Below are 25858 nucleotides of genomic sequence, written 5' to 3' on the forward strand. Positions count from 1 at the left end.
AAGACCCGCTCAGACTGACAGCGGAAGTTCGCCCTTGCTGTCCTCGCCGGTAGATTTCGCCCCATAGCAGACCTCAGAAATCTAGACCGTGGGCACCGTCCCACCATCGATCACATGTTCCGAGCCCGACACCGATGCCGCGCGCGGAGACACCAGGAAGGTGATCAGGTCTGCGACCTCCTGCGGCTTGGCGGGACGCCCGACCGGAATCCCGCCGAGCCAGTCCATGACCATCTTCTTGCCGCCCTCGTAGTCTGTGCCCGCTTGGGCCGCCATTCGCTCGGCGAATGCAACCGAGGCCTCGGTCTCAATCCAGCCTGGCGAGACGCGCAGAACGCGAACGCCCTTGGGCGTGACCTCCTTCGACAGGGATTTGCTGTAGGTCGAGAGGGCGCCCTTGGCCGCGGCATAGGCGGTGGTGGACGCCGGAAGCGGAAGCACACGTTGAATCGAGGTCACGTGCAGGACGACGCCTGCGCCCTTTGCCAACATGGCGGGCAGCAGTGCGCGGTCAAGACGGACCGCGGACATGAAGTTCAGGTTCAGCTCACTGAACCACATCGCGTCGTCAAGGGCCGCAAAACCCCCTGCCGGCGCGTTCGATCCACCGAGAGAATTGATCAAGATGTCGACGCCGCCCCAGCGCTCGGTTACTGTGCGCGCGAGCCGTACCACGCCTTCTGCGGTCGTCAAGTCGGTCTGTACGTAGGACACACCTTCAAGCGGCTTCTCGGGAGCAGAGCGCGCAGTCGTCATCACTTCTACGCCGGCATCCTGCAGGCTCTTGACGAGAGCCGCGCCCAGGCCCTTGGTGCCACCCGTCACCAGGGCACGCTGCCCTTTCAGTTGGAGGTCGAAGCTCATGCCGTGATCTCCAGCGATGCGATCAGGCCGCGCTCGAGTCGAAAGCGGTAAGACAGATCGATAGGGCTGCCCGGAAAGTTGCCCGTGACGTTTGCGCGGACAACCTGGAAGCCGTCCTCCCGCTCCAGCGCGAGCGGCACGGTGGTTGCGCTGTATTTGGCGGATGCCGCCGCCATAAAGGCCTTGATGGCGTCAACGCCCGTGTAGGTGCGCCCATCGTCCTTCATCACGGCTTGCGCTGTGAAGCAATACGCCAAGGCCTCGGGGTTGTGTTCGGCCGCAAAGTACGCGGCAATTGGTTCGGGAAGGGTCAGGGTGTGCATGCTTTGGGGTCCATCTGGTGAATGAAGCCCTTAGGATGCGCGCCGAGATGAATTTAGAGAATGGCCTAGAATGTTTATGAGCTGTGTAGAAAGAAATACATAATGCGCGGAGCCGAATTCGCGGAGCTGAAGGCCTTCGCGGCCGTGGTCGAACGAGCGAGCTTCGCCCGGGCGGCAGAGCATTTGGGCCTATCGCCTTCTGCGCTCAGCCAGACCATTCGGCAACTTGAAAGCCGGATCGGCGCACGCCTTCTCAATCGCACGACACGAAGCGTCGCGCCATCGGCCACTGGCGAACTGCTCTACAAGCGCATCGCCCCACTGTTCCGCGAGATGGCTGTTGCAGTAGCCGAAGCCAGCGAAGCCGCAGGACAGACCACTGGCACGCTTCGCATCAACACGCTGGGAATCGCCGCTAGAACCATCATTGCGCCCAGGCTTTCACGCTTTCATCAGGCGTACCCAGACGTGGTGCTCGACATCGTGGTCGATGACGCATTGGCCGATATCGTCGTTGGTCGTTTCGACGCCGGCATCCGCGTGGGTGGGCGGCTTGAGAAGGACATGGTTGCCGTCCGTCTCACGCCAGACCTCAACATGGTTGCAGTGGCGTCTCCCGAGTACCTGGCTGCTCGGGGTGTACCCAAGACACCCGCCGATCTGCACAGCCATGCATGCATCAACTGGCGGCTCCAGATGGATGGCAGGCACTACCGCTGGGAGTTCGAGAAAAGGGGAAAAAGACTTGAAGTCGCGGTCGACGGCCCCGTCGTCACCAATCACGCCGACATCGGCATTGCGGCTGCGCTGAACGGCCTCGGTATCGCTTATCACTTCGAGCAAGACGGCGTGGGCGACCTCCTGGCCCAGGGCCGGTTGGTCCAGGTCCTGGCGGACTGGTCAATCTCGCGGCCGGGGATGTTCCTCTACTACCCGAACAGGCGGCATCGACCAGCCCTCCTTGGTGCTTTCATCGACTGTCTGTTGGACAAGGACCTGGAAGGCATCCCCCGCAAGCCCCGGGTCGCCAGATCGACTTGACCATAAGGCTTCGAGGTCGGTTCAAGACTGAACCCGGTCCTCCGCGCCTAGCTTCATGAATGACCGCTGATTCGAAGAGCGGTCAGTGCGCCTCCACCTCACCGACTTAGCGAAGACCGCCCGTTACCGGTCTTTGCGCTGGTGCGGCCGGGAGGGTCCATCTGGACGACTACCGTTGAGTTTCCAGATGGGGTGAGTCATACAGCCGGCTTGGGAAAGGAAGGCGTCGGACTTCAGTGCGAGTTCATCCACGTGATCCGCTTCTTGTCATCGGCGACGACGCTCTGAGGTGTAGGGACGTCCTGCATGGAATTTCCTTTCCGGAGAAAGATTATTCCCACGGCCCGAAGTGTTGCTACTGCAACAGCTCATGCCCATGCGACACCAGAAACAACAGCACCCCAATGCAACACCCCACGGCCGTGCCGCTGATGCGGATGTATTGCAGGTCCGGGCCGATGCTCACTTCGATCTGCCGCGACATGGCCTTCGCGTCCCACTGGCGCACGGTGTCGCGGATGTGGCGCGTGAGAAAGTCGGCGAACGGCGGCGCGGCCGATGCGGCGATGGACTGGATGTGGTCGTTGAGGGAGGTGCGCAGCTCGGCGTCCTGCGCGATCTTTTCGCCGAGCCACACGCCGATGCGCTCAACACGCCGCTGCAGCTCGGGTGAGCTGGAGGCCAGGTCGTTGGACAGCCAGGTTCTGAGCGCCTTCCACAGGCTGCTCGCGTACGCCGCCAGCTCCGGGTTGTTCAGCACATAGGCCTTGATCTCTTCGCCCTTGCGGCGGAAATCCTCGTCCGTCTTGAGCTTGCCCACCAGGGTCTGCAAGGCTTCGTCGAAGGCTTCGCGCAATTCGTGCGCCGGGCTGTTCGCCACCTCCGCCAGAAAGCGCTTCACGCCCGCGCTGGCTGCCTGGGCGGCCTGGTTGCCGATCCATTCCGTGGGCAGAAGCATCTGCTTGTACTTGTGGTCTTCCTTCAGCCAAGCCACGACGCGGGCGGCGATCTCGTCGCGCACCTCGGGCCGGCTCAGCCACTGCGCCAACTGGGTCAACCCGGCGTCGAGCAACTGCTGGTGCCGCCCGCCTTTGGTCAGCATCTCGAGCACCGAGCCCAGGGCGGGCGAGAAGTCCAGCCGGCCCACCACGGTGCGCGCGGCATCGCTGATGAAGCTCTGGATGCGCCGGTCGTCCACGAGGTCGAGCCAGCCGTTCACCAGATCTGCCGTGTGCCGGCCCACGCGCCGCGCGTTGGTGGGCTGTCGCAACCAGTCGGCGAAGCGCTGGACGGGATCGCTCTGCTGTATCAGCGCCGCCAAGGCCTGCGGGTTGAGGAATTTGTCGCGCACAAAGTCGGCCAGGTTGGCCGCGATGCGGTCCTTGTTCTCCGGAATGATGGCGGTGTGGGGAATCGGCAGTCCCAAGGGGCGGCGGAACAAGGCCACCACCGCGAACCAGTCGGCCAGGCCGCCGACCATCGCGGCCTCTGCGCCCGCTTTGAGCAAGCGCATGGCGAAGGTGGGCGGAAGGAAGAGCGTGGCAACGAAGACGGCCGTGGCGACAGCCAGGCAACCCAGCGCGACCAGCTGCATGCGCCGCAGCCGCACCTCCGCACCGAACCCGCTCGGGTCCCTCCCCTGACGCATCTGCTTTTCGACCAAGCGCTCACCTCCTCGACGTTCGCCCTGAGCGGCGCAGTGCGCGCCGCAGAGCTACATTCTTGCGCTTTTGTGCCCGTCGGTTTTCGAGCGGGGTGTGGCGCAGCGGCTGCGCAGGCCGCCTCAGCGTTTCCCGTTGGGATGGCCGGGCGCCGGTTTCGGCGGCACCGCGTCGCCCTCAGGCTCTTCACCCCCCGGCGCTTCGTCGGCCTCCTCTTCTTCGCCCGGCGGTGCGTCGGTGATGGCTTGTGCCCCATCCATGAAGGACAGGTCCAGGTCTTCTTCCGCATCGGCATCGGCGTCACCGCCGCCCGGCGCAAAAACCCGGTCCACGCCGATGTCCCAGCCGTCCTGCCTGCCGCCGTCGCCCGTGGCACTGCGGCTCTCTCCGGTCCCGGAAGCGTCGCTGGAAGAATCGAGCGCTTCGGGCGTGAGCGGCGCGGCGCTCTCGTCCTCGCGGGCCGCGACATCGGCAGGAATGTTGGGATCGCCGCCCTCGCTGTCGTCGATGCCCATCATGTCGCTGCCGCTGTCGGAGGAGTCGCCGGGGCCGAGGGCGGCGGTGTCGCGGCCGGCGGGTTCGGTGGGCGCAAGGCTCGCGCCTTGGATGCTGCTGCGTGCCATGGTGTTTCCTTTCCAATCTTGTTGGCGATGGACAGGAAAAGGGCAGTTGGCGTGCCCGGCGGCACGGCGGGCCTTGGCGGGGGGTGGTACGCCGCGTTCGGCAACTCTTACGGAAATACATCCGCGCGCAGCCGACACAAGCTGCCAGCGATCTACCTCAACAACTCCCGCCGCGCGAACCGCACCACCGTCACACCCTTGCGCGCCTGTCGGGTGGAGGGCATCACGAGCACGCAGTTGTCGTACGGCGTCTTCACGGGTTCGCCATCGTTGGCGCCGATCACCGTGCCAGCTTCGGGGATCACTTCGAGGCCTTGGAAGGTCTCGCTGAAGGCAAAGCGCTCACTTCTCGCGACCACGGCATCCGTCACATGCAGGGCCCACTGCAAGGGAGCGTCGGGCTGCCGCCAGCCCGGCATCCAGCGCTGCTCGCACGCCTCGGCAACCGTGCCCGCTGCCAGCAGAAAGCGAGCGCACTGGTCGCGCGCCACGACAAGGCTGGCGCGGTCGCCGTGGTGGCCGCACTCGATCAGCAGCGAGCGGGTGTCGGGCTGCTCGGCATCGGACTGGCCGAAACGACCGTAGTCGCGCATGCGCACGCCGTCCTGGTGGCCGGCGTCCACGACCACGTGCGCCGGGGCACGCAGAAGGCGCGCCAGTGCCAGGTTGCGCGCGTGGGTGCCCACCAGCGAGAGCGGCAGGCCGGGTTCGTGCATGGAATGGAGGTCGAGCAGCCAGTCTGCACGCTGGACGAAGGGCTCCAGCACGGCCGCGCGGCGGCGTTCGCGCGAGTCCGCCTGGAACAGGCGCGCAGGCGCCCATTGCCGGTTCATGTCTTCGTCAACGAAGCGCGAGGCGTCGCCGTTGTTCGCGTCGAAGCGGTCGAAGGCGTCGAGGTTGCAGAACGCCAGGGTGAGAGATCCGCATGCGGGGCGCACGCCGGCTTCGAGCAGTTCCTTCAAGGCCCATGCGCCACAGAGCTCGTTGCCGTGCACCAGTGCGCTCAACATGACGCGGCGCCCGGGTCGCTCGGCGTCGAAGTGCCACACGCCTTCGACGCCGGTGTTGCCCGCACGCCAGGGGCCCAGATCGGGAGGGGTCAGCGAGAACACGGTGCCACTCACTCCTTGATGTTCGCGAAATCAACGATCTTCTGGTACTTCGCCGTCTCTTCCACCAGGAACTTGCCCATGTCGACGTTGAGCGGCGCCACAGTGGAGCCGGCGTCTTCCATCTTCTTGCGGAAATCCGGCGTCTGCAGGACTTCGGCCAGCGCCTTGCGCAGGCGGGTGGTGATGGCCTCGGGCAGGTTGGGCGGTGCCATGAGGGCGAACCAGACGCTGATGTCCAGATTGCTGAGCGCGGGGTGATCGGCCAGCGGGGCGATCTCCGGTGCCACGGCGGAGCGCTTCTTTTCGGTGACGCCCAGCGCGACCACCTTGCCGCTGCGGATGTGCGAGAGCCCGCTGGAGAGCACGTACACGCCGAAGTCGACCGTGCCGCCATACAGATCCGTCGTGAGCGGCCCGACGCCGCGGTACGGAATGTGCGACATGAAGAGACCGGCCTGCTGCTTGGCCATTTCGGCGGCGAGGTGCAGCGCGGTGCCCACGCCCGAGCTGCCGTACATGTATTTGCCCGGCCTGGACTTCACCGTGCCCACGAATTGGTCCACCGTCTTGATGCCGCTTTGGGTAGAGGCCACCAGCACCATGGGGGTGGAAGCGACCAGACCGACGGGCGTGAAGTCCTTGTAGCTGTACTTCACCGACGCCGAGATGAGCCGGTTGATCGCGATCTCGTTGTTGGCCCCCAGCAGCAGCGTGTAGCCGTCCGGCGCCGCGCGGGACACCTTGTGCGCGCCGATGGCGCCACCCGCGCCGCCCACGTTCTCCACCACCACCGGTACGCCGAGCTTCTTCGAGAGTTGATCGGCCACCGCGCGGCCGGTGAGGTCCGTGCTGCCGCCGGGCGGATAGCCGACCACGACGGTGATCGGACGGTCCGGGTAAGTGTCGGTTTGTGCATACGCCGGGGGCATCAGGCCGGCGGCGACCACCAACGGCAGAAACGGGGCAAGGCGCTTGGGGTTGAATCGCATGGGTGTCTCCTCTTTGAATAGCTGCGATTCTTGGTTCGCTGTCTCGATGTGAATGTGCCAGAACGGCACCGACCCGTGCTTTTTTGAAATATCGACGCGGGCCGGTCATTGCGCCGTGGAGGCGTCCCACAGCGATTCGGCCAACGGAGACAGGCGGCGCTTGGTGCGGACCATGCGCACCTCGAACGCGATTTCCAGGGCCTTGCCCGCCAGCGGCGCAAGCTTGCCTTCCCGGTGCGCACCCACCGCCAACGACCACGGCAGCCAGGCCACGCCGAGGCCCTTGAGCACGTATTCGAGCAGCGCGTCTGCGGAATCGCACTGCAACACGGGTTTCAACCGCGGGGCCTGCGCGTGGTTCGAGAGGTGGTCGGACACCAGTTGCCCCAAGGCCAGGGTGTTGGCGTAGGCCAGGTAGGGCACGGGTTTGCTGGCGGAAAAGCGAAAGAGCGTCTTGCCGCCGGCCTGGGCGCGTGAGACGGGTACCAGCCGGTCGTGCGCCATGGTGTGTTGCAGGTACAGGGACGGCTGCAGGCGCTGCGTGACCGCGGGGTGGTAGTAGGTCAGCATGAAGTCGGCCTCACCGCGCTCGAAGCGCTGCAGCGTCTCGGCCATGGAGCCGGTGCGCACCTGGACACGCGCGGCGGCGGTGTGCGATCGCATGCGCCACAGCCAATCGGCGGCGAGGGTTCGGGCCAGGGTGCGCCCCGTTGCCAGCGTGACCACGCCCTGCCCCGGCACGGCGTCGTCCTGGATCTCGCTGCGCGCGAACGCAAGCGCCTCGACCGCCTGACGGGCGTGCTGAAGCAAGGTCTCACCCGCGGCGGTGAGCGTCACCGGGCCCGCGTCCCTGAGCACCAGCTCGACGCCGGCCCATGCCTCCAGGCTCTTGATCCGCCGGCCGAACGCCGGGTGCGTCACATGGCGCTGTGCGGCGGCTCGCACGAAGCTGCGGGTCTCGGACAAGGCGATGAGGTCTTCCAACCATTTGATCTGCATGGGCTTCCCCCGTTGAGCGACTGGGACCGGTGCGCACTGGGCGCGCGCAGTGCCCCGGCGCTGACTGTATCCGGCCGTGCTTCGCGTTCCATGTTCCCGGGCCGATCCACGCCGCCGTGGTATTTTTCGCCTGCCCATTCGCACCTCAACAACGGGAGACGATTCGATGCGATCAGACGAAGTGACGAAGCCGAACGAAGAAGCCTGTGATGTCCTGGTCGTCGGCGGCGGCCCCGCCGGCTCTACCATCGCCACCCTGCTCGCGCGCGAAGGCCGCAAGGTGGTGCTGCTGGAGAAGGACCACCACCCGCGCTTTCACATCGGCGAGTCGCTGCTGCCCGGCAACGTGGCCTTGTTCGACCAGCTCGGCGTGCGCGATCAGGTGGAGAAAATCGGCATGCCCAAGTTCGGCATCGAGTTCGTGCCACCCGATCTGGACTACTGCAGCTATGTCGACTTCGCCGAGGGTTGGGACCCCTCGATGGCCTCGGCCTGGCAGGTGCGCCGCTCCGAGTTGGACGAGCTGCTGTTCCGCCATGCCGCGAGCCAGGGTGCCCAGGCGCTGGAAGGTGCGAAGGTCACCGACGTGGCGTTCGACGACGCGGGCGTACGGGTTGAGGCGAAGCTGGAGAGCGGCGAAGCCCGCCACTGGCGCGCGCGCTTCGTGGTCGACGCCTCGGGCCGCGACACGCTGCTGGCCAACAAGTTCAAGTGCAAGGAAAAGAACAAGGACCACAACAGCACCGCCCTGTTCGGCCACTTCCACGGTGCGCGGCGTCTGCAAGGCAAGCGCGAAGGCAACATCAGCATCTGCTGGTTCGAACACGGCTGGTTCTGGTTCATCCCGTTGGCCGACGGCACCACGAGCGTGGGCGCGGTGTGCTGGGCCTATTACCTGAAGGCACGCGACAAGCCGCTGAAAGACTATTTCTTCGACACGATCGCCCTGTGCCCAGAGCTGCACGACCGCCTGAAGGACGCCACGCTGGTGGACGACAAAGTGCATGCCACGGGCAACTTCTCGTACTCCAGCACGCACGCCACGGGCGATCGCTACCTGATGGTGGGCGACGCCTACACCTTCATCGACCCGATGTTTTCTTCGGGCGTGTTCCTGGCGATGCAGAGTGCCTTCGATGGCGCGCAGCTGGTGGCGACGGCGCTGGACCGGCCGCAAGCGCTGGCCGCGGCACGCGCCGCGCTGGAGAAGCGCATGCGCGTGGGTCCGCGCGACTATTCCTGGTTCATCTACCGCGTGACCAACCCCACCATCCGCGACATGTTCATGCACCCGAACAACCGCTTCAAGGTGAAACAGGGCCTCATGTCGCTGCTGGCGGCCGACATCCACCACGGGCCGGCCTACCGCATGTCGCTGGTGATGTTCAAGCTGATCTACTACGTGGTCTCGGTCGCGAACTGGCGGCGCACCTACGCGGGGTGGAAACGGCACCGCTTCAACATCCGAGAGATGGGACCTCTGCGCGGCGAGACCATCATGAAAGCGGATTGAAGGGGAGTTGAACCAGAGGCACCGAGGGACGGCTTTGCCGGCCCAAGATGCCGTCCCCCCTCGAAGCGCCGAAGGCGCGCAACAGAGGGGGGAAGCGGCGCAGCGGCGCAGGGGGGTGTTCTTATTTCACTGCCGTGTATTCGGAAAACACCCCCAGCTCGGTGTGGCGCTGCACCTGGATAAAACCCGCGCGTTCCATGGCCTGGAGAATCTGCGCAGGCGGAATGCAGCTCTCGATGGTGTCCCAGTAGTAGCGCCACAGCTCGGCGCTGTTGCGCTCACGGGAGACAAAACGCGCCAGGGTCGGTACGATGCGCCGCATGTAGAACTTCACGCAGGCGCGCGAGAGGCGGCTCTCGGGCTGGCTGATTTCCAGAATGAGCAGCTTGGCGCCGGGCCTGAGCACGCGGTGGAATTCGCGCAAGGCAGCGTCCACGTCCGACACGTGGCGAAACGCATAGCCAAAGCTCAGAAAGTCGGCCTCTCCATCGGCGCACGGCAGCGCTTCCGCGCGGCCAGCCCGCAGCTCGACGCCGGGCAGGTTCACCTGCGCGAGCATGCCCGGGCTGGGGTCGACGCCGATGAGGCGTCCCTGGTCGCCGATGAGGGCGCAGGCCTGGCGCGCCAGCAGCCCGGTGCCGATGCCCACGTCCACCACCGTGTCGCCGGCCTTCAAACCGGCCCGCCTCAGCGCTTCGCGCCGGTACCAGCCACCCGAGCCGAACGCCATGGCGCGTTCGATGCGGTCGTAGTCGACGGCGGTCTCGTCGAAGATGCGGCGCACGTAGCGCGCATGGTCGGCCTCGTCGCGGTAGTAGGCGGGCAGCGGCGCGTGCGGCAGTTGGGGGGACGGTTCGATCAATGTGGGCTCCTGCAGAAGCCCGCATGTTAATCCGCGCGCTTGCAAGAACCTAGAAGGACCGATATGGAGGCGCTCTACCGCGCCTGCCGCTCAGCGCAGGCCGAAGAAGCTCAGGATGATCCCGATCACGACGACAAGGCCCACGATATAGATGATGGTGTTCACGACAGTCTCCTTTGCATGTGTGTGAACCCATCGTAAGGAGCCTGATGCGCCGGGCTTGTCGGCCGTGTCGCGCTTGGGCTGTAGGACAAGGACGGCAGCGCAAATCAATCGGGCTGTGCGTCCAGCGGCACCTTCACCAGGGTCACGGGCACGGGTGACTGCTGCACCATGTCCTGCGACACCGAGCCCAGCACCGCGGCGCGCAGGCCGCTGCCGCGCGTGCTCATGATCACCGCGTCGCAACTGTGGCTCTCGATGAGCTCGACCAGCATGTTCGCCGGATCGCCGCTGGCCACGGCCTGTTCCACCTGCAGACCTGCCGCGCTCAACAGCGCCACGGCCGGGCGCACGAGATCGCGGCCTGCGGCATCGCTCACCTGTTGCAGCACCACCGGGTCGTGCGCCACCACCAGTTCGTACAGGTTCGCGCCCTCCTGAACGTTGGCGACCAGGAACCGCGCCTTGAGCCCGGCACCAACGAGGCGCAAGGCGTGGTGCACCGCCAACAAGGCGTGCGAGGAACCGTCGACAGGGATCAGGATTTTCAGCATGGGCACTCCGTGAAACAGCAGGACCGACAAGACCGCGCGCCGGACCGTGCAGGGCGCGGCGGTGACGAGGCCATCCTAAACCGGAATGCGCGTCACGCGCGGAACTCGAGGTAGAACGTGGCGCCTTGCCCGAGGCTGCTGTCGGCCCACACGCGCCCGCCCATGCGCTGCACCGCCTTGGCCACCAGCGCCAGGCCCACACCCGTGCCGGCGTAGTCCTCGGCGCGCTGCAGGCGCTGGAAGATGCCGAAGATGCGGTCGTGGTACTGCATGTCGAAGCCCACACCGTTGTCTTTCACCCAGAGAATGTGCCTGCCACCCTCGGTTCGCGCGCCGACTTCCACATGCGGTTGGTCGCGGCTGGCACTGAACTTGATGGCGTTGCCGACCAGGTTGCGCAGCACCACGGCCAGGCCGTCGCGGTCCAGCCGCAGCGTCATCGGATCCAGTTGCAAGCGCACCTCGGTGCCGGCCGAGGCGATGTCGGCGGCATGGCTTTCCAGTACCAGATCCACCAGGGGCCGCAACTCCACGGCCTGCGGCTCCATCGCACGCCGCTCCATGCGCGAGTAGTCCAGCAGGTCGGAAATCAGCGTGGCCATCTGCTGCACCCCCCGGCGAATGCGTCCCACGAACTGGCGGCCTTCGTCGTTCATTTGCCCGGCGTGTTCTTCTTCCAGCAACTGGCTGTAGCCATCGATGCCCCGCAGGGGCGCCTTCAGGTCGTGCGAGACGGTGTACGAAAACGCCTCGAGTTCACGGTTGGCCGCGCTGAGCTGCGCGGTGCGCTCGGCCACGCGCTGCTCCAGCTTGGCGTTGATGCGCTCCAGGTTGGTCTGCGCCTGCCGGAGTTGCGTGATGTCGAGCAAGGTGCCGCTGTACTGGAAGCCGGCCTCATCGGCCAGTGCGCGGCACTCCACGCTGGCACGGAACCAGCGTTCGCGGCCCAGCGCTGGATGGCGGCGGAACTCGGCGTGCATGCGACCTCGGTGGGGCAGCGCCTGCATGAACCTCTCGACGCGCGCACGGTCCTCGGGGTGCAGGCAGTCGAGATAGCTGCCGAGGTCGGGCGGCGGTCCCTCACCTTCCTCGCGGCCGATGTTGCGGTACATCTGCCGCGACCACCAGATGCGCTGCGTGTTCGTGTCGTACAGCCAGCTGCCCAGGCCGGCCATGGCTTCGGCCTGTTCGAGCAGTCCTTTCTGGTCGCTCAACGCCTGGCTGGTCTGCAAGCGCTCGGTGATGTCCTGGACGATGGAGAACAGGTGCTTCAAGCGGCCGTCCGGCTCGCGCACTGCGCGCACGTGGATTTCGGTATGCACGAAGCTGCCATCCCAGCGCACGAAGCGCTTGTGCATCTGGTAACTCTCGGACAGGCCAGCCTTCATGCGGTCGAGCAACTGGATGTTGCGCTCCAGGTCGGGCTCGGGCGTCATGTCGGCCCATCGCATTTTCAGCAGCTCTTCGCGCGGGTACCCCAGGATCTCGCACAGGCGGTCGTTGACCTGCAGCCAATGTGTGCTGTTGGGCGAGGAGATCGCCATGCCGATCAGGGGCAGTTCGTAGAACAGCCGCTGGAACTCGGCCTGTTCGCGCTGCGCGATCTCGGCTTCCTTCTGCACCGTGATGTCGAGCAGCACACCACTGATGCCGGTGACCTTGCCTTCGGCGTTGCGCGTGAGGGCGCTGCGGTCGTCGATCCAGATCCAGCGCCCGTCGGCGCAGCGCAGGCGGTATTCCTGGCGGTACTGGTCGGGGCCATGTTCGAGGTAGTGGTCGATCTCGGCGTTGACGCGCCCGACGTCGTCGGGGTGGATCAGATCGTCGTAGGTCATGCGCCCCTGCAGCAGGGGCTCGGGCGCGTAGCCCCACTGCGCGATGGAAGGGCTCACGTAGTGGATCGGGCAGCCGATGACGTTGAACCACTCGATCACCACCAGCGGCGAGCGTTCGACCACGTCGGTCATGCGCTGCAGCTGGGAATGGCTGGCTTGCAGCCGTTCGGCCATGCGGTCGGCCGCCGCGCCGATGAGCGCGAGTTCGTCGCGCCCTTGCAAGCCGCTGCGCGCCTGCAATTGACCCTCGCCCATGGTGGTGAGCGCGCGGGCCAACTGCTCGGCGCGGCGGAACCAGACCCAGTGCAGCAGCAAGGCGAGCGCGCCCACGAGCACGGCCAGCACCACGCTTTCGCGCAGCATCTGCGCACGCAAGCCCGCAATGCGGGTGGCGATGGGCTGGCTGAGGTCGACCACCGTCAGCAGCTCGTGGCCCGGCTCCAGCACGGCCCGCCCCAACAGGAGCGCAGAACCCGCTGGGCGGGCCACCTGCAAGGTCGCGCCGGTCAACGGTGTGGCGAACGCCGGGGCCAGCAAGGCCAGGCCGGGCTGGTCTTGCAGGTCGGCGAACGCGCGGCCGATGTCGGCACGGTTCAAGGACGCCTGCACCTGGCCTTGCGGGTTGACCAGATAGGCGTGCTGCATGCCGCCATACAGGCCCAGCCCCCCCACGAGCCGGCGCACCACCAAGGGGTTGCCGTTGCCCACCTGAACGCTCAACCGGCTTTGCTCCACGCTCAGGCGCTCGCGCAGGCGACGGGTTTCGCTGTCGGTCACCTGCTGGTCCACGTCGCGCCATTCCAGGGCCAGATTGATGGCGGTGGTGGTCAGGGCAAAGGCGGCCAGCAGCAGGGGCGCGAGCCAGCGCGCGGGGATCGACAGCAGGCGGGTCACCGGTTTCATGGCAAGGGCAGTTGGAGGCGGGTGCGCTCGGCCGGCGCGGTGTCGATCAGCGCGGCCCAATTCGGCGCCACGCGCAACAGCCCCAATTCCCGCATCAAACTCGCCACGCCGTCGCCCTGTTGCGCCAATGGCGGCGGGTCGCCGCGCAGCAGGTCGAGCGACTGCGCGGGTGTGTAGAAACTTATACCCTGCTGCACGGCCAGGTACTGCGCGGCCGTGAGTTCAGCGCCAGGCGCCAGCGAGGCAGCGGCGCCGGCAGCGTCCTGCTGCAGCATCTGCAAGCCTTGCGCCCAGGCCAGCAGCAGCGCATCCACCGCCTCGGGCCGCCGGCGCAGCACATCGGTGCGGACCACGAGCACGTCGACGATCTCGCCCGGCATTCGGCGGCTGTCGAAGATGGGGCGGTAACCCTCGGCCTGGATGGCGCCGTCGATGGGCGCGTAGCTCACCGCCGCGGCCACCCGACCACTTTCCAGCGCCATGAGGTGCCGGGGTGCGTCCATGCGAACCACCGTCACGTCTTCGCGCTGCAGACGGGCCTCGCGCAGCAGGCGCTCGAGCACCAACGTGCCGACGGTCGCGTCTTCCACGGCAATGCGCTGGCCGCGCAGCCCTTGCAGGCTGCGAATGCTGGGCGCGGCAAGCACCACATCGGCACCTGCCGAGGTGTCGAGCAGCGCGACGATGCGCACGTCGAAGCCGCTGTCCACAAGGCGCAGCGCCTCGTCCATGGTCAGGCCTGCGGCGTCAAGCAGCCCATTGCGCAGGTGGCGCAAGGCTTCGGCGCTCGAAATGAGTTCGACCACCTTGACCTGGCGGGCATCGGACAGGCCACGGTCGCGTGCGAGCACCAGCGGGTCGTAACCCACCCAGGCGTTCAAGCCCACCACGATGGGCGGTTGAGGCGGCTCGCTGCATCCCACCACTCCCAGCGCCACCACGGCGGCCGCCACGGGGCGAACCCACTGCGCGCGCAGCCGGCTCAGCCAGGCGCGCAGCCTCCCGTTGTCAGGCCGTCGGCCCTGCTTTGACTTCCCATGGTCCATGGAAACATTCTGACACCAGTAAAAGCAGGGATTTTAGGCAATGGGTGACCATGGGGGCGAAACACACGCCTGCGCAGGCGGCGCTGCGCCCCTTCCCGAAGCGTCAGCGCGCCGGGGTCACTTCTTGAGCGTCATGCCGTTCTGCACGCGCGCCGCACCCTCGACACCCTTGGCGATCTCCACGGCACGGTCCATCTGCGCCTGCGTTTCAACCTCACCGGCGAGTTGCACTTCGCCGGCCACGGTGGTCACCTTGATGTCCATGCCCTTGACCGTGTCGTCGGCCAAAAAGGCGGTCTTCACCTTGGTGGTGACCACGGTGTCGTCGATCTTCTCGCCCACGGTGGTGTTGGTCGACGAGCCCATGTCGGGTGCGCTCGCGGCGGGCGGCGTGGCGGGGGGTACGGCTGGCGCCGGGGCAGGCTCCATGGGGGCGGGTGCGGAGGCCGGTGGAGCATCCATCGGCGCTTCGCTCTTGTTGCAAGCGGCCAGTGCGGCCACGGCCAGCGCAATCGCGCAGGCGGGAACGAGTCGTCGGGTGTATGAAGTGTTCATGTGCATTCTCCTGTTAGGGGGCCGTCGACCGTGACGACCACGGAGCCACTTTCCCTGCGCGCCCGCCTATGCGTCGGTTCGCTAGCGCACACAGCGCCGCACGGTGGGAATCCGTCCTACAAAGTGCGATGCGCGGGAATGCGACACTTCGCCGATGAAAAACAATGCCCGTACCAGCACCGCAACCCAGGCCGCCAAGGCCGCGATCGACCCACCCTCGCCGCCTCCCGCGCCGATCGACCCGCTGTTTCTGGCCGCGCCGCAGGTAGCCACCTTCGTCGGCACGCAGCCGCTGACCAATGCCAGCGGCTTCTTTTTCGAGCGCGACGGGCGGCTGTATCTGGTCACGAGCCGGCATGTGCTGTTCGACGAGGGTAGCGACCACCGGCCCGACCGCATCGAGATCGGCCTGCATGTGGACGCGACCGACCTCACGCAGTCCACGGGCTTCTCCGTGCCACTGTACGACGACGGCATCGCGGTCTGGCACCAGGGCAGCGACAGCGGTGGTGAGATCGATGTGGCGGTGATCGAACTCGACCGCACGGCGTTTCCCGCCAAGGCAGTGGTGGCAGCCTTCACGCCAGCGCACATCCAGACCGCCTTCAGCGCCGTGCCCGCCGACACGGCGTTGCGGGTGGTGGGCTTTCCGCTGGGCTTCCACGACACGGTGCACTACCTGCCGGTGCTGCGCCATGCGGCCATCGCCTCGCCCTTCGGCATCCGGTTCCAGCGCCAGGGTTACTTTCTCACCGACGCGCGCACCCACCGAGGCACCAGCGGCGCGGCGGTGGTCATGCGCGACGCACAGCCCAGCGCGGACACCGCGGCCCTGCCCTGGAAGCTCATGGGCGTGCATTCCTCGCGCATGGACATGGGCAACCGCGACCTGGTGCTGGACGAGTCGCTCGGCCTGAACTGCGCGTGGTACGCCGACATCCTGCTCACGCTGACGGCGGCGTAATGGCCTCGTTTCCGCCCGTCGAAGCGGTGGTGCGCACCCTGCGCGTACTGGAAGTGCTCAACTGTTATCCGGTGGTGGGCATCGCCCAGCTGCACCGGCAGACCGGCATTCCCAAGCCCTCGCTGGTGCGCCTGCTGCAGACACTGGCGGTTGAGGGCTATGTGCGCAACGAACCGAGGCGCGGCTACATGCTGACCTCCAAGGTGCGCGCACTGGCCAGCGGCTTTCACAGCGAACCGCGCATCGTCGAGGTGCTGGCGCCGCTGATGGACGCGCTCACCGCCGAGGTGAAGTGGCCGGTGGCGCTGGCCGTGCCCGACAGCGACGCCGCCGTGATCCGCTACAGCACGGTGCCGCGCTCGCCGCTGGCGCTGCTGCACTCCAGCATCGACATGCGCCTGAGCCTGGTCACGCGGGCGCTGGGCCTGGCCTATCTGGCGTTCTGCGACCCGGACGAACGCGAGATCCTGATCGGGATGGCGCTGCGTTCTGTGGGCGACGCCGAGAACGCGATCGCGCACCAGCGCGAATCGCTGGACGCCACGCTCGAACTGATCCGCCGCAGAGGTTATGCGCTGCGCCATCCGAAGGTGAGACCGGTGTCGAACACGCTGGCGGTGCCGGTGTTCGACGGCCAGCGTGCCGTCGGCGCGATCGGGCTGACCTGGTTTGCTTCGACCATGCCGGCCAGCGAGGCGGTGGAGCGTTACCTGCGGCCGTTGCAAGACGTGGCGCAGCGTGCGCGCGAGGCATTGGTGGATAGAAGTGGCAGTGCTTCTGGCGTGCCCCTCACCCCTACCCTCTCCCCAGAGGGGCGAGGGAGCTAAACCCCGCGCGCCGGAGCTCTCCACCCGGCGAGACGTGCCTTCATCCAGAGACACCAAGGCACGGCTGCGCCGGCCCAAGGTGTCGTCCCCCCTCCAAGCGCCGAAGGCGCGCCAGAGAGGGGGGAAGCCGCGAAGCGGCGCAGGCGGGAGCCCCTAGCCAGCGACGTAGTCGCTGGCGTTGTACACCCATTGATTGGCAATGAAATCGGCTCGCGGCGGCGAAAAGATATCGATCAACACATGGTGCCCCGGGCCCACACCTTCGCTGGTGTGGATCAGGTTCACCGGCACGACCATCAGCGAAGGAGCACCCAACGCAGCGTGACGGTCGTCCTGCCAGAGACCGGCATCGGCGCCCCACGGCGTGCGCAGGTGGTGCACGAAATCGCCCGCCAGCGCCAGCGAACCTTGTTCGAATTGGCTGTGCGCATGCGGGCTGAGCGCGCTGCGGTCACGCGGGCCTTCGTACTCCACCCAATTGATGGACATCGTGGCGGTCTGCAGCATCTTCAGCCGCGGCTTGTCCTTGGACGCCTGCACCTGGTCGATCGGCAGCAGCCGCACCGCATCGGCATCGCGCAAGGCACGGTACGGCGCGCCCACGGGCACGATGCGCGGGTCGCGCTCGCGGTAGGCCTGGGCATTGCGGGCCGGTGCGTCCACCGCGTCCTCGCGCAAGGAGCGCAGCACGGCGCAGGTGGCCCGGGGCGCCAGCGCCAGATGCCATGCGCCGGCGGGCAGGATGGCGATGGTGCGCGCCGGCGCGTTGACCGGCGCGCGGCCCTCGGCTTCGATGGCCACCGGCGCGTCCAGCACGATCAGCATGAGTTCGTCGGCCGACGCGGTCTCCATGCGCAGCGGCGCGTCGCCGGCCCGCCGCCAGGCGACATGGAAGTTCTGGCCTCGCGCGTCCCAGGCGGCCGCGCCCGCCGTGGCGCACTCGTTGGAGACATCGAGCAAAGTGGGAGGCCGGACGGTCGAAAGGTTCTGAGACATGGTGGTAGTTCGTGTGGGGTTCAGGTTCTTTTGACGAAAGGCGCGGCCATCTCGAAGATCGCGCCGGCCTCGGCGTACTGGTTGCCGCCCAGTCGTGTCATGGGGCGCGCGCGCGCGGTGTCGAAGCGGCCGTTGGCATCGATGAAGCCCTCGGCCGTGTGCAGGCCGATGATGCGGCCGAACACCACGATGCTGGCGGTGTCGCCGGGCAACTCGGGCTCGATCTCCACGAAACGCAGCAGGCGGCATTCCATCGACGCGGGCGAGGCGGCCACGCGCGGCGCGCGCACGAACTGGCACGGTGCCTTGGTCAGGCCCGCCACCTCGAACTCGTCGGTGCCGTGCGGCAGAGCGGCCGAGGTGGCGTTCATCTGCTCGGTCAGGTCGCGCGAGACCAGGTTGTAGACGAACTCGCCGGTCTCGCGCACGTTGGCAATGGTGTCCTTCTCGGGCCGGTCGCCCGGCGTGTTGCACGAGAACATGAGCACCGGCGGCGCGGTGGACACCATGTTGAAGTGCGAGAACGGCGCGAGGTTGCAGTGGCCCGCCGCGCTCATCGAGCTGATCCAGCCGATGGGGCGCGGGGCGACGATGGCGTTGAAGATGGACCGCTTGAAGGCGGGGGCGTTGCGAAGGTCGTGGAACACGTTATCCGTTCATCCTGTGGTAGGCGTGGCGCTCTTGAAGACCGGCACGATGGTGCGCGAGGCATAACGCCAGCGGCCATCGGTGCCGCGCACGCATTCGTCGTGCACGTCGGCGATCATGATCGCCGACTCCGAGGGCAGCACCGGTGCACCGTCGGCGGCGTAGAGAAGCAAGATCCAGTCCGCGCTGGCGTGCTCGGCGTCCCGCACCTGCACGCGCAGGTTGCTGATGACGTGCCGCGCGGTGCGCACGCGCCCGTCCTGCCGGCCGCGGTAGAAGGCGGCAATCGCCTCGTGGCCGGTGCGGCTGCGGATGCTGGTGGTGAAGACGCCGTCGTCGGTATAGAAGGTGTGCGCATGCACGCCTTCGTGGTGATCGACGTCGAACCAGTAGTCGACGTTGAGCCGTTCGATGGCCGCCTCGATGCGGGCGGTGTCGATGGGCGTGGTGTCGGGCACGCTCATTGCCGCGGCAGTTTGGCGATCACCGGCTCGAAGGCGGCCGCTTCGGCCACGAGCGCGCGGGCAAATTCGGCCGCGGGCTTTACATCCACCGGGGTCTGCATACCTTCGAGCACAGACAGGAACGCCGGGTCGCGCGCCGCATCGGCAATGGCCGCCGCCAGTTTCTGGACCACGGCCGACGGCGTTCCCCTGGGCGCCAGGAAACCGAAATGCGTGGTCACGTCGATCGGCGCGCCGGCCTCGGCCAGCGTGGGCAGGTCGGGCATGAGGGGCACACGCTGGCGCGTGGTGACGCCGATGGGCCAGAGCTGGCCCGAACGCACCTGCGGCATGACGGCGCTGGGCGCGCCGATCACGGCCTCGATGTGGCCACCCATGATCGACTGCACGGCAGTGGCGATGCCGCTGAAGGGCACGTGGTTCACGCTGGTGCCCAGGCTGGCGGCCAGGGCCTCCATGCCGAGGTGGGGCGCTGCGCCGATGCCGGGCGAACCGTAGTCGAGCTTGCCCGGGTTGCGCTTGATGTAGTCGACGAAATCGCGCCCGCTGCGGATGTTGGACGCCTTGCGCGTGGCGATCACATAGGGAATGGTGGCCAAGTTGATCACCGGTTCGAAGTCGGCCGGCGAGAGCGTGTCGTTCTGCAGCTTGGGTGCGATGGTGAGCGCGCCGGAGCCGCAGAACAGCAAGGTGTAGCCATCGGCTGCCGCGCGCTTGACGCGGTTGGCGCCCACAGTGCCGCCCGCGCCGACGATCGACTCGATCACCAGCGTGATGCCGTGCTTCTTGCTCAGGGTGTCCTGCAGCGGACGGATGTAGCTGTCGGCGCCGCCGGCGGCGTAGGGCACGATGACGCGGATCGGCCGGCTGGGGAAAGCGTCGCCCTGGGCGACAGCGGGAACGGCCAGGAGCGAGCTGGCCGTGGCGGCGGTGGCTGCCGTGAGCAGACGGCGGCGGGAAATCGATGTCATGGAGTCTCCTGAGTGTGGAAAGAGAAGGCCGCGCGTGTTCAAGCGGCCAGCGGCTGGAAACCGAAGATGCGCGCCGGGTTGTCGCCCAGCACTTTCTGGCGGTCGGCCTCGTCGGGCAGCCAGCGGTGCAAGGCCGCGAGCAGCGTGGCGTGGTCCACGCGGTGGCTCGCGCGCAGGTAAGGCCAGTCCGAACCCCAGACGCAACGATCGATGCCGAAGGCGTCGATCAAGGCCGCGGCGTAGGGGTCTGCCGCGGTGTAGGGGAACTCGCCGCCGAAGCGGAACACGCCCGAGAGCTTGACCACCGCGTTGCTGCGCCGACCCAGGTCGAGCAACGCGCGAAAGCCCGGCTGGTCCAGCCCGGCCTGGGCATCGGGCCGGCCACAGTGGTCGACCACAATGGGCAGGCCAGCGCGCTCCAGGATGGGCAAGGCGCGCAGCAGCGTCTCGCCTTCGTAGTGCACCTGCGCGAACCAACCCTGCTCGCGCGCCAGGGCCAGGGTGCGTTGCGCACCTTCGGCGTCGAGCGTGGGGCTGGTCGGAAAGTTGAGGTTGAAGCGCAGGCCGACGATGCCGGCGGCCGTCATGCGCGCGAACTCGGCTTCGGATGTGCCATGGGCCACCACGGCCACACCCTTGAAGCGGCCCTCGTAGCGTTCGAGTACGTCGAGCAGGCAGCGGTTGTCGGTGCCATAGCCGCCCAGCGGATTGATCAGCAGGCCATGGGTGAAGTCGTGTGCGTCCAGCACGCAGGCGAACTGCTCGGCGGTGCCCACCTCGTTGTCGCTCGCGTCGAAGCCGCGCGTGCCGTGGAAGGGATACCGCGCCAGGTCGTACACGTGGGCGTGCGCGTCGACACGCATGGCCGGGAGCTGGCGGTGGCCGCTATGGCCGAGGTGGCCGAGCGATGGGGTCTTCATGTTGTCTCCGGGTTGTCGATGCGCACTGTAGAAGCGGGGTGCAGGCCTCACAAGGCACCTGCACGCCCGTTTCGATGAGCGAAACAACCGGGAGAGGATGAAGCTTTGCTTTGGCTACTCCAGCTTGAGCTCGAGCTTGCTCACGACACCGCGCCACTTGCCGATGCCTTGCTCCATCGAGCGCGCGGCGTCGGCGGTGGTGCCGCCGATCGGATCCGCGCCCTCGGTCTCCAATGCCGAGCGCACGTCCGGCGATTTCAGGATGCGGTTGACCTCGGCGTTGAGCTTGGTGACCACGTCCTTGGGCGTTCCCTTGGGCACCATCAGCGCGAACCAGCCGTTGCCCTCATAACCGGGCAGGCCCGCCTCGGCCACGGTGGGCACATCGGGCAGCGCGGGCGAACGTTGCGAGCCTGTCACGGCCAGCGCGCGCAGGCTGCCGGCCTTGATCTGCTGGCGCACCAGCGGCAGCGGCGCGAAGTTGAGCTGGATGGTGCCCGCCATCAGATCGGTGATCGCAGGGCCGCTGCCCTTGTAGGGCACGTGGGTCATGCGCACGTCGGCCATGGAGGCGAACAGCTCGCCGAACAGGTGGTTCGACGTGCCCGCGCCCGAAGAGCCGTAGTTCAGCTTGCCGGGGTTGGCCTTGGCGTAGGCGATCAGGCCCTTGATGTCCTTGACCGGCAGGCTCGGCGTGACGGTGACGATGGTGGGCGGCGTGGCCAGCAGCACCACCGGGATCAGGTCGGTCGCGGGGTCGTACGGGAGGTTCTTGTACAGGCTCTGCGCCACGAGGATGTTGCCGAACGCGGCGAGCACCATCGTGTGGCCATCCGGTTTGGCGCGCACGACCTGCGTCACGCCGGTGGTACCACCGGCGCCGGGGCGGTTTTCCACCACCACGCTCTGGTTCCAGGATTCGCCGAGCTTCTGCGCAATGATGCGGCCCAGCAGATCGGTGTTGCCCCCAGGCGTGTAGGGAACGATCAGTTGAATGGCCCTGCTCGGGTACGGTTCGCTCGCGGCGGCCAATGGGCTCGCCACGGCCACGGCGGCGACCAGGACCGCAGAAAGAAGTGCTTGCAACAGGCGCATGGTGGGGGTTCTCGCGGTTGTCTCTGTGGTGTGGGGAAATGGCGCTCAGGCGGTGGCCGCCGTTTCGCCATGGCGTGCCAGGTAGGACCCGCGGAACTCGCGCGTCAACTCGAAGGGTGGCGGCAAGGGCCGGCCATTGGGCAAGGTGAGCCAGGCGCGCAGCAAGTGACGGCGCTCGACGGGATCGTCAAAGTCCTCGTACTTGGTGCGTGCGTGCAGCACAGCATAGTTGTTGCCGATCTGCAGGTCGCCGGGCTGCATGGAAAAGCTCAGCTGTACCGCGGGGTCGTTGCAGATGTCTTCCAACAACTGCACGGACTGCTCCTGCTCCGGTGTGAGACGGGGAACTTCGGGAAAACGCTGCGCGGCCAGCAAGTAGCGGCGTTTGTAGAGCGCACTCAGGCGGCCTTCGAAGAAGTTGAAGATGGGCGAGGTCTGCACCTTCAAGCCCGTGGGGTGTTGTTCGCGCGTATCGAAATGGAAGGGCTGTTGCAGCACGTCGATGAGGTCGGGCCGGCGCTGCATCACCTCGTTGTAGAGCGTGGCCACGCTCACCAGCTTGCTGATGCCGCCGGACTTCGCGACCTTCAGGCACAACAGCATGAACGCGTCCCCGCCATCGTTGTGAAAGGTCAGTTCGTCGTCGGTCTGGTAGCTGCGAACCGAGCTGGTGCTGTCCACGCGCAGGCCGGTGTTGGTGACCGAGTGCATGCGGTTGCCCTGTTTGTCCTGACCTTGCGGGTCGCCCAGGTGCACGGCCATGGCCCAGAAAATCCGGCGCGCCTCTTCGGTGGTGTAGCGCTGCACCGGCAGGCCGCGCAGCAACGCGAAGCCGCGCCCGCCTTCGAGTTCGTGGCGCACCGCCTCGAAGCGCCGCGCCAGATGCGGCATGGGGAAGTCCTCGCGCGTCAGCTCGGTGAGCGCGGTGGTGTTGCCCCGGTGCGCGGCGAGCATGGCATCGATCTCGGCCACCTCGCGCGGCTCCAGATGCTGGATCCAGTCGGTGCGCGCGCTCAGGCTCGGGCCGCTCCACACCTCGGGCCCCCTCAACAAACCTTGGGACTGACCATCCATCTCCATCTTTCTGTCTCCTGTGTCTGGATTTCCTGCGCGATCGCAGGCCGATGGGAACTCTATGGCCTCGTCATTTATTTGCCAAATTTCTATTTTTGATAAACCTATCCATTCATAGAATAAAAGACATGAACATCACGCTCAAGCAGATCGAGTCCTTTCTGGCCGTCGCGCGCACCCTGAGCTTCAGCCAGGCCGCCGAGCAGATCCACCTGTCACAGCCCGCATTGAGCGCCAATATCCGGCGGCTGGAGGACATCGTGGGCGCGCGCCTGTTCGATCGGGACACGCGCACGGTGTCCTTGTCGATGGTGGGCACGGCCTTCATGCCCATCGCCACCGGCTTGATGGACAACGTCGAACAAGGGCTCACGCACATACAGGACATCCTGGCCGGTCAGGAGGGTCGGCTGAACATCGCGGTGGCCCCTTCGGTGGCCGCGGGTGTGCTGCCCGACATCCTCGTGCGCTTCATGGCCGATCACCCCCGCATCCGCCTGCGCGTGCACGACGTGCTCTCGCAGGGTTGCGTGGACATGGTGCGCTCGGGCGCCGCGGATCTCGCACTGATGCCCATGCGCGGCGACGTCGACGACCTCGCACAGCAACTGCTGTTTCGCGATCCGCTCGTGGTGCTTTGCGCGCCGCACCACCCGCTGGCCGGGCGGCGCAACCTGCAGTGGAAGGACATCATCCCCTGCCAGTTGATCGTGCGCAGCACGGACAGCAGCGTGCGGCAACTGCTGGACGCGCAGTACCTGGCGCACGGTGCCGTGCTGCGACCGGCATTTGAGGTGGCACACGTGGGCACGGTGCTCGGCCTGATCGTTGCCGGGCTGGGCATCGGCATCCTGCCTTCGTCGGTGATGCGCACCGTGAACATGGAGGGGCTGGCCATCGGCCACTTCGGCAAGCGTGCCACGCCTTACTGGTCGATTGGCGCCTGCACGCCGAAAAACCGTTCGAGCCCACCCACCGTGGCGTTTTTCATTCAGCAATGTCTCGAGCGGTTTCGCACGGGGGCGCAGGACCGTGCCAAGGCCGTCTAGCGCAGGAGGGACCTATCGCGGCCGACATGGCCAACGGCTTGAGCGCGGCCCGCAGCTTGGCGGCCTGCCCGGCCTCAGCCCTGGGCCACCTCGTGGTTCGCCATCAGCTCCAGCGCCTTGACCAGGGCCGAGTGGTCCAGGTCTCCCATGCCGTTGGCAGCGCAAGCTTGCATGAGTTGCGCGGCATTGGCGGTTTGCGGCAGGCCCACGCCGAGTTCCTTGGCACCTTGCAGCGCGAGGTTCAAATCCTTCTGGTGCAGCTTGATGCGGAAACCCGGGTTGAAGGTGCGTTTGATCATGCGCTCGCCGTGCACTTCGAGAATGCGGCTGGCGGCAAAGCCGCCCATCAGCGCCTGGCGCACCTTGGCCGGGTCCGCGCCAGCCTTGCTGGCGAACACCAGGGCTTCGCTGACGGCGGCGATGTTGAGTGCCACGATGATCTGGTTGGCGACCTTGGTGGTCTGACCGTCGCCCACGCCCCCCACCAGCGTGATGTTCTTGCCCATCAGTTCCAACAGCGGCCGCACGCGCTCGAACACGGCCTCTTCACCGCCGCACATGATGGTGAGCGAAGCCGCCTTGGCGCCGACTTCGCCGCCGGAGACCGGCGCGTCGACATAGTCGCAACCCAGCTCCTGGATCGACTTGGCGAAGGCCTTGGTGGCCATGGGCGAGATGGAGCTCATGTCGACCACGACCTTGCCGACCCGGCCGTCAGGGCCCGCTGCGCTGGCCGCCAATCCTTTGGCCACGCCGTTCTCACCGAACAGCACGGCCTCCACATCGGGCGTGTCGGGCACCATGGTGAACACCACCTCGGCCTCGCGCGCAACGGCCGCCGCGTTCTCGCAACGCGTCGCGCCGGCGGCTTGAATGGCTTCGGGCACCTGGCTGCGCGTGTGCACGAACAGCTGGTGGCCGGCGTTGGCGAGGTGCAGGGCCATGGGCGTGCCCATGATGCCCAGGCCGATGAATCCGATCTTCATGTGGAGTCCTTGGGAGAAAGAGAGAACAAAACTCAGTAGCCGCCCGACACGTTGCGCGGCTGCGTGGCGCGCAAGGTGGCCAGCACCTGCTGCGACCCCGCGGCGATCAGGCGTGCGTCCGAACTGATGGTGACGAACTGGAAACCCATGGCGATGCGCCGCGCCGCCGCTTCGGGCGAGCCGTTGTGGATGCCGGCCACCAGGCCGTGTGCCTTGGCACGCGCCAGGATGTGCTGCACCGCCTGTGCGGCCTTGGGGTCGAGATCGTCGAAGGTGGGCGTGCAGCCCAGCGCGAGCGAGAGGTCGGACGGGCCGATGTAGATCGCATCCAGGCCGGGCGTGGACAGGATGTCGTCCAGGTTCTCCAGCGCCTGCGCGGTCTCGATCATGGCGAAGGTGACGATGGTGTCGTTGGCGTGCTGCGGATAGTCGGCGCCGCCGTAGAGCAACGCGCGCACCGGGCCGAAGCTGCGCGTGCCGCGCGGTGCGTAGTGCGTATAGGCCACGAGCTTTTCCGCGTCCTCGCGCGTGTTGACCATCGGGCAGATCACGCCGTAGGCGCCCGCATCCAGCGTCTTCATGAGAATGCCGGGTTCCAGCCAGGGCACGCGCACCACGGGCACGGTGTCGGTGGTGGAGATGGCTTGCAGCATGGTCACCATGGTCTGGTAGTCGACCACGCCGTGTTGCAGATCGACGGTGAGCGAGTCCCAGCCCTGGTGCGCCATGGTCTCGGCGGAAAAGCTGTTGGGGATGGCCAGCCAGCCGTTGGCCACCGCGCCGCCAGCGGCCCAGATTTCGCGCAATCGATTCGGTCTCATG

26 protein-coding genes are annotated in these 25858 nt (G+C 66.8%); 5 read left to right on the top strand and 21 right to left on the bottom strand.

Annotated elements, in window-relative coordinates; all coding sequences use genetic code 11:
* Nucleotides 1-81: 81 nt before the first annotated feature.
* Nucleotides 82-864, bottom strand: a complete 783-nt coding sequence (locus tag F9K07_RS26370) for an SDR family oxidoreductase (protein ID WP_159596232.1) — start codon at nucleotides 862-864, stop codon at nucleotides 82-84.
* On the bottom strand, nucleotides 861-1187 hold the full coding sequence (locus tag F9K07_RS26375; protein WP_159596233.1) for a nuclear transport factor 2 family protein: 327 nt from the start codon (nucleotides 1185-1187) through the stop codon (nucleotides 861-863). The genes F9K07_RS26370 and F9K07_RS26375 overlap by 4 nt, the downstream gene beginning before the upstream one ends.
* Nucleotides 1188-1289: 102 nt before the next feature.
* On the opposite strand from F9K07_RS26375, the gene F9K07_RS26380 reads away from it, so the two are divergent.
* Nucleotides 1290-2228, top strand: a complete 939-nt coding sequence (locus F9K07_RS26380; RefSeq protein WP_159596234.1) for a LysR family transcriptional regulator — start codon at nucleotides 1290-1292, stop codon at nucleotides 2226-2228.
* 355 nt (nucleotides 2229-2583) lie between these two features.
* Here the strand turns inward: F9K07_RS26380 and F9K07_RS26385 are convergent, their stop codons facing one another.
* The 5 genes from F9K07_RS26385 to F9K07_RS26405 all read right to left on the bottom strand — a co-directional run bounded on the left by F9K07_RS26385 (nucleotide 2584) and on the right by F9K07_RS26405 (nucleotide 7612).
* Nucleotides 2584-3891 carry a DUF445 domain-containing protein gene (locus tag F9K07_RS26385; RefSeq protein ID WP_236581558.1) on the bottom strand — a complete coding sequence of 436 codons (1308 nt, stop codon included), beginning with the start codon at nucleotides 3889-3891 and terminating at the stop codon, nucleotides 2584-2586.
* Between the two features lie 120 nt (nucleotides 3892-4011).
* The gene (locus F9K07_RS26390) at nucleotides 4012-4512 is read right to left on the bottom strand and encodes a hypothetical protein (protein ID WP_159596235.1); all 501 of its coding nucleotides are present in this window, start codon (nucleotides 4510-4512) and stop codon (nucleotides 4012-4014) included.
* Nucleotides 4513-4664: 152 nt separating this feature from the next.
* The gene (locus tag F9K07_RS26395; protein ID WP_236581573.1) at nucleotides 4665-5624 is read right to left on the bottom strand and encodes a succinylglutamate desuccinylase/aspartoacylase domain-containing protein; all 960 of its coding nucleotides are present in this window, start codon (nucleotides 5622-5624) and stop codon (nucleotides 4665-4667) included.
* Between the two features lie 8 nt (nucleotides 5625-5632).
* On the bottom strand, nucleotides 5633-6613 hold the full coding sequence (locus tag F9K07_RS26400) for a Bug family tripartite tricarboxylate transporter substrate binding protein (RefSeq protein ID WP_159596237.1): 981 nt from the start codon (nucleotides 6611-6613) through the stop codon (nucleotides 5633-5635).
* A gap of 105 nt (nucleotides 6614-6718) precedes the next feature.
* Nucleotides 6719-7612, bottom strand: coding sequence for a LysR family transcriptional regulator (locus F9K07_RS26405; protein WP_159596238.1), 894 nt, complete (start codon nucleotides 7610-7612; stop codon nucleotides 6719-6721).
* Between the two features lie 166 nt (nucleotides 7613-7778).
* On the opposite strand from F9K07_RS26405, the gene F9K07_RS26410 reads away from it, so the two are divergent.
* Complete coding sequence (locus F9K07_RS26410) at nucleotides 7779-9125, top strand: NAD(P)/FAD-dependent oxidoreductase (protein ID WP_159596239.1); 1347 nt, start codon at nucleotides 7779-7781, stop codon at nucleotides 9123-9125.
* Between the two features lie 121 nt (nucleotides 9126-9246).
* On the opposite strand, the gene F9K07_RS26415 is transcribed toward F9K07_RS26410, so the two are convergent.
* The 5 genes from F9K07_RS26415 to F9K07_RS26440 form a co-directional block, all read right to left on the bottom strand.
* Entirely contained in the window at nucleotides 9247-9987 is a 741-nt protein-coding gene (locus F9K07_RS26415; RefSeq protein ID WP_159596240.1) for a class I SAM-dependent methyltransferase, read from the bottom strand.
* A 269-nt stretch (nucleotides 9988-10256) separates the two neighbouring features.
* Nucleotides 10257-10703 (bottom strand): universal stress protein, encoded by a 447-nt coding sequence (locus F9K07_RS26425; protein WP_159596242.1) that lies wholly within the window; start codon nucleotides 10701-10703, stop codon nucleotides 10257-10259.
* Nucleotides 10704-10795: 92 nt separating this feature from the next.
* On the bottom strand, nucleotides 10796-13441 hold the full coding sequence (locus F9K07_RS26430) for a PAS domain-containing protein (protein WP_159596243.1): 2646 nt from the start codon (nucleotides 13439-13441) through the stop codon (nucleotides 10796-10798).
* Entirely contained in the window at nucleotides 13438-14487 is a 1050-nt protein-coding gene (locus F9K07_RS26435) for an ABC transporter substrate-binding protein (protein ID WP_159596244.1), read from the bottom strand. Before F9K07_RS26435 ends, F9K07_RS26430 begins: the two co-directional genes overlap by 4 nt.
* Nucleotides 14488-14604: 117 nt before the next feature.
* Nucleotides 14605-15042, bottom strand: a complete 438-nt coding sequence (locus F9K07_RS26440; RefSeq protein WP_201451483.1) for a BON domain-containing protein — start codon at nucleotides 15040-15042, stop codon at nucleotides 14605-14607.
* 154 nt (nucleotides 15043-15196) lie between these two features.
* Here F9K07_RS26440 and F9K07_RS26445 point away from each other — a divergent pair, with 154 nt between their 5' ends.
* Entirely contained in the window at nucleotides 15197-16006 is an 810-nt protein-coding gene (locus tag F9K07_RS26445; protein ID WP_159596245.1) for a trypsin-like peptidase domain-containing protein, read from the top strand.
* Nucleotides 16006-16833 (top strand): DNA-binding transcriptional regulator, encoded by an 828-nt coding sequence (locus F9K07_RS26450; protein WP_159596246.1) that lies wholly within the window; start codon nucleotides 16006-16008, stop codon nucleotides 16831-16833. Before F9K07_RS26445 ends, F9K07_RS26450 begins: the two co-directional genes overlap by 1 nt.
* Before the next feature lie 153 nt (nucleotides 16834-16986).
* On the opposite strand, the gene F9K07_RS26455 is transcribed toward F9K07_RS26450, so the two are convergent.
* From F9K07_RS26455 to F9K07_RS26485, 7 genes are all read right to left on the bottom strand, one after another.
* The gene (locus F9K07_RS26455; RefSeq protein ID WP_159596247.1) at nucleotides 16987-17829 is read right to left on the bottom strand and encodes a hypothetical protein; all 843 of its coding nucleotides are present in this window, start codon (nucleotides 17827-17829) and stop codon (nucleotides 16987-16989) included.
* A gap of 20 nt (nucleotides 17830-17849) precedes the next feature.
* Entirely contained in the window at nucleotides 17850-18476 is a 627-nt protein-coding gene (locus tag F9K07_RS26460; RefSeq protein WP_159596248.1) for a flavin reductase family protein, read from the bottom strand.
* Between the two features lie 9 nt (nucleotides 18477-18485).
* Complete coding sequence (locus F9K07_RS26465; protein ID WP_236581575.1) at nucleotides 18486-18941, bottom strand: nuclear transport factor 2 family protein; 456 nt, start codon at nucleotides 18939-18941, stop codon at nucleotides 18486-18488.
* Nucleotides 18938-19912, bottom strand: coding sequence for a Bug family tripartite tricarboxylate transporter substrate binding protein (locus F9K07_RS26470; protein WP_159596249.1), 975 nt, complete (start codon nucleotides 19910-19912; stop codon nucleotides 18938-18940). Before F9K07_RS26470 ends, F9K07_RS26465 begins: the two co-directional genes overlap by 4 nt.
* A 38-nt stretch (nucleotides 19913-19950) precedes the next feature.
* Nucleotides 19951-20832 carry an amidohydrolase family protein gene (locus tag F9K07_RS26475; protein ID WP_159596250.1) on the bottom strand — a complete coding sequence of 294 codons (882 nt, stop codon included), beginning with the start codon at nucleotides 20830-20832 and terminating at the stop codon, nucleotides 19951-19953.
* Nucleotides 20833-20946: 114 nt separating this feature from the next.
* On the bottom strand, nucleotides 20947-21927 hold the full coding sequence (locus F9K07_RS26480) for a Bug family tripartite tricarboxylate transporter substrate binding protein (protein ID WP_159596251.1): 981 nt from the start codon (nucleotides 21925-21927) through the stop codon (nucleotides 20947-20949).
* A gap of 45 nt (nucleotides 21928-21972) precedes the next feature.
* Entirely contained in the window at nucleotides 21973-23007 is a 1035-nt protein-coding gene (locus F9K07_RS26485) for a TauD/TfdA family dioxygenase (RefSeq protein ID WP_236581577.1), read from the bottom strand.
* A gap of 122 nt (nucleotides 23008-23129) precedes the next feature.
* Here F9K07_RS26485 and F9K07_RS26490 point away from each other — a divergent pair, with 122 nt between their 5' ends.
* The gene (locus tag F9K07_RS26490) at nucleotides 23130-24050 is read left to right on the top strand and encodes a LysR family transcriptional regulator (protein WP_159596252.1); all 921 of its coding nucleotides are present in this window, start codon (nucleotides 23130-23132) and stop codon (nucleotides 24048-24050) included.
* A gap of 74 nt (nucleotides 24051-24124) precedes the next feature.
* Here the strand turns inward: F9K07_RS26490 and glxR are convergent, their stop codons facing one another.
* Together glxR and F9K07_RS26500 are read right to left on the bottom strand one after the other, a co-directional pair.
* Nucleotides 24125-25036 carry a 2-hydroxy-3-oxopropionate reductase gene (glxR, locus tag F9K07_RS26495; protein ID WP_159596253.1) on the bottom strand — a complete coding sequence of 304 codons (912 nt, stop codon included), beginning with the start codon at nucleotides 25034-25036 and terminating at the stop codon, nucleotides 24125-24127.
* Between the two features lie 32 nt (nucleotides 25037-25068).
* Complete coding sequence (locus tag F9K07_RS26500; RefSeq protein ID WP_159596254.1) at nucleotides 25069-25857, bottom strand: HpcH/HpaI aldolase family protein; 789 nt, start codon at nucleotides 25855-25857, stop codon at nucleotides 25069-25071.
* Between the last annotated feature and the right edge of the window lies 1 nt (nucleotide 25858).

It is taken from the genome of Hydrogenophaga sp. BPS33, from assembly GCF_009859475.1.
Taxonomy (GTDB): Bacteria; Pseudomonadota; Gammaproteobacteria; order Burkholderiales; family Burkholderiaceae_C; genus Hydrogenophaga.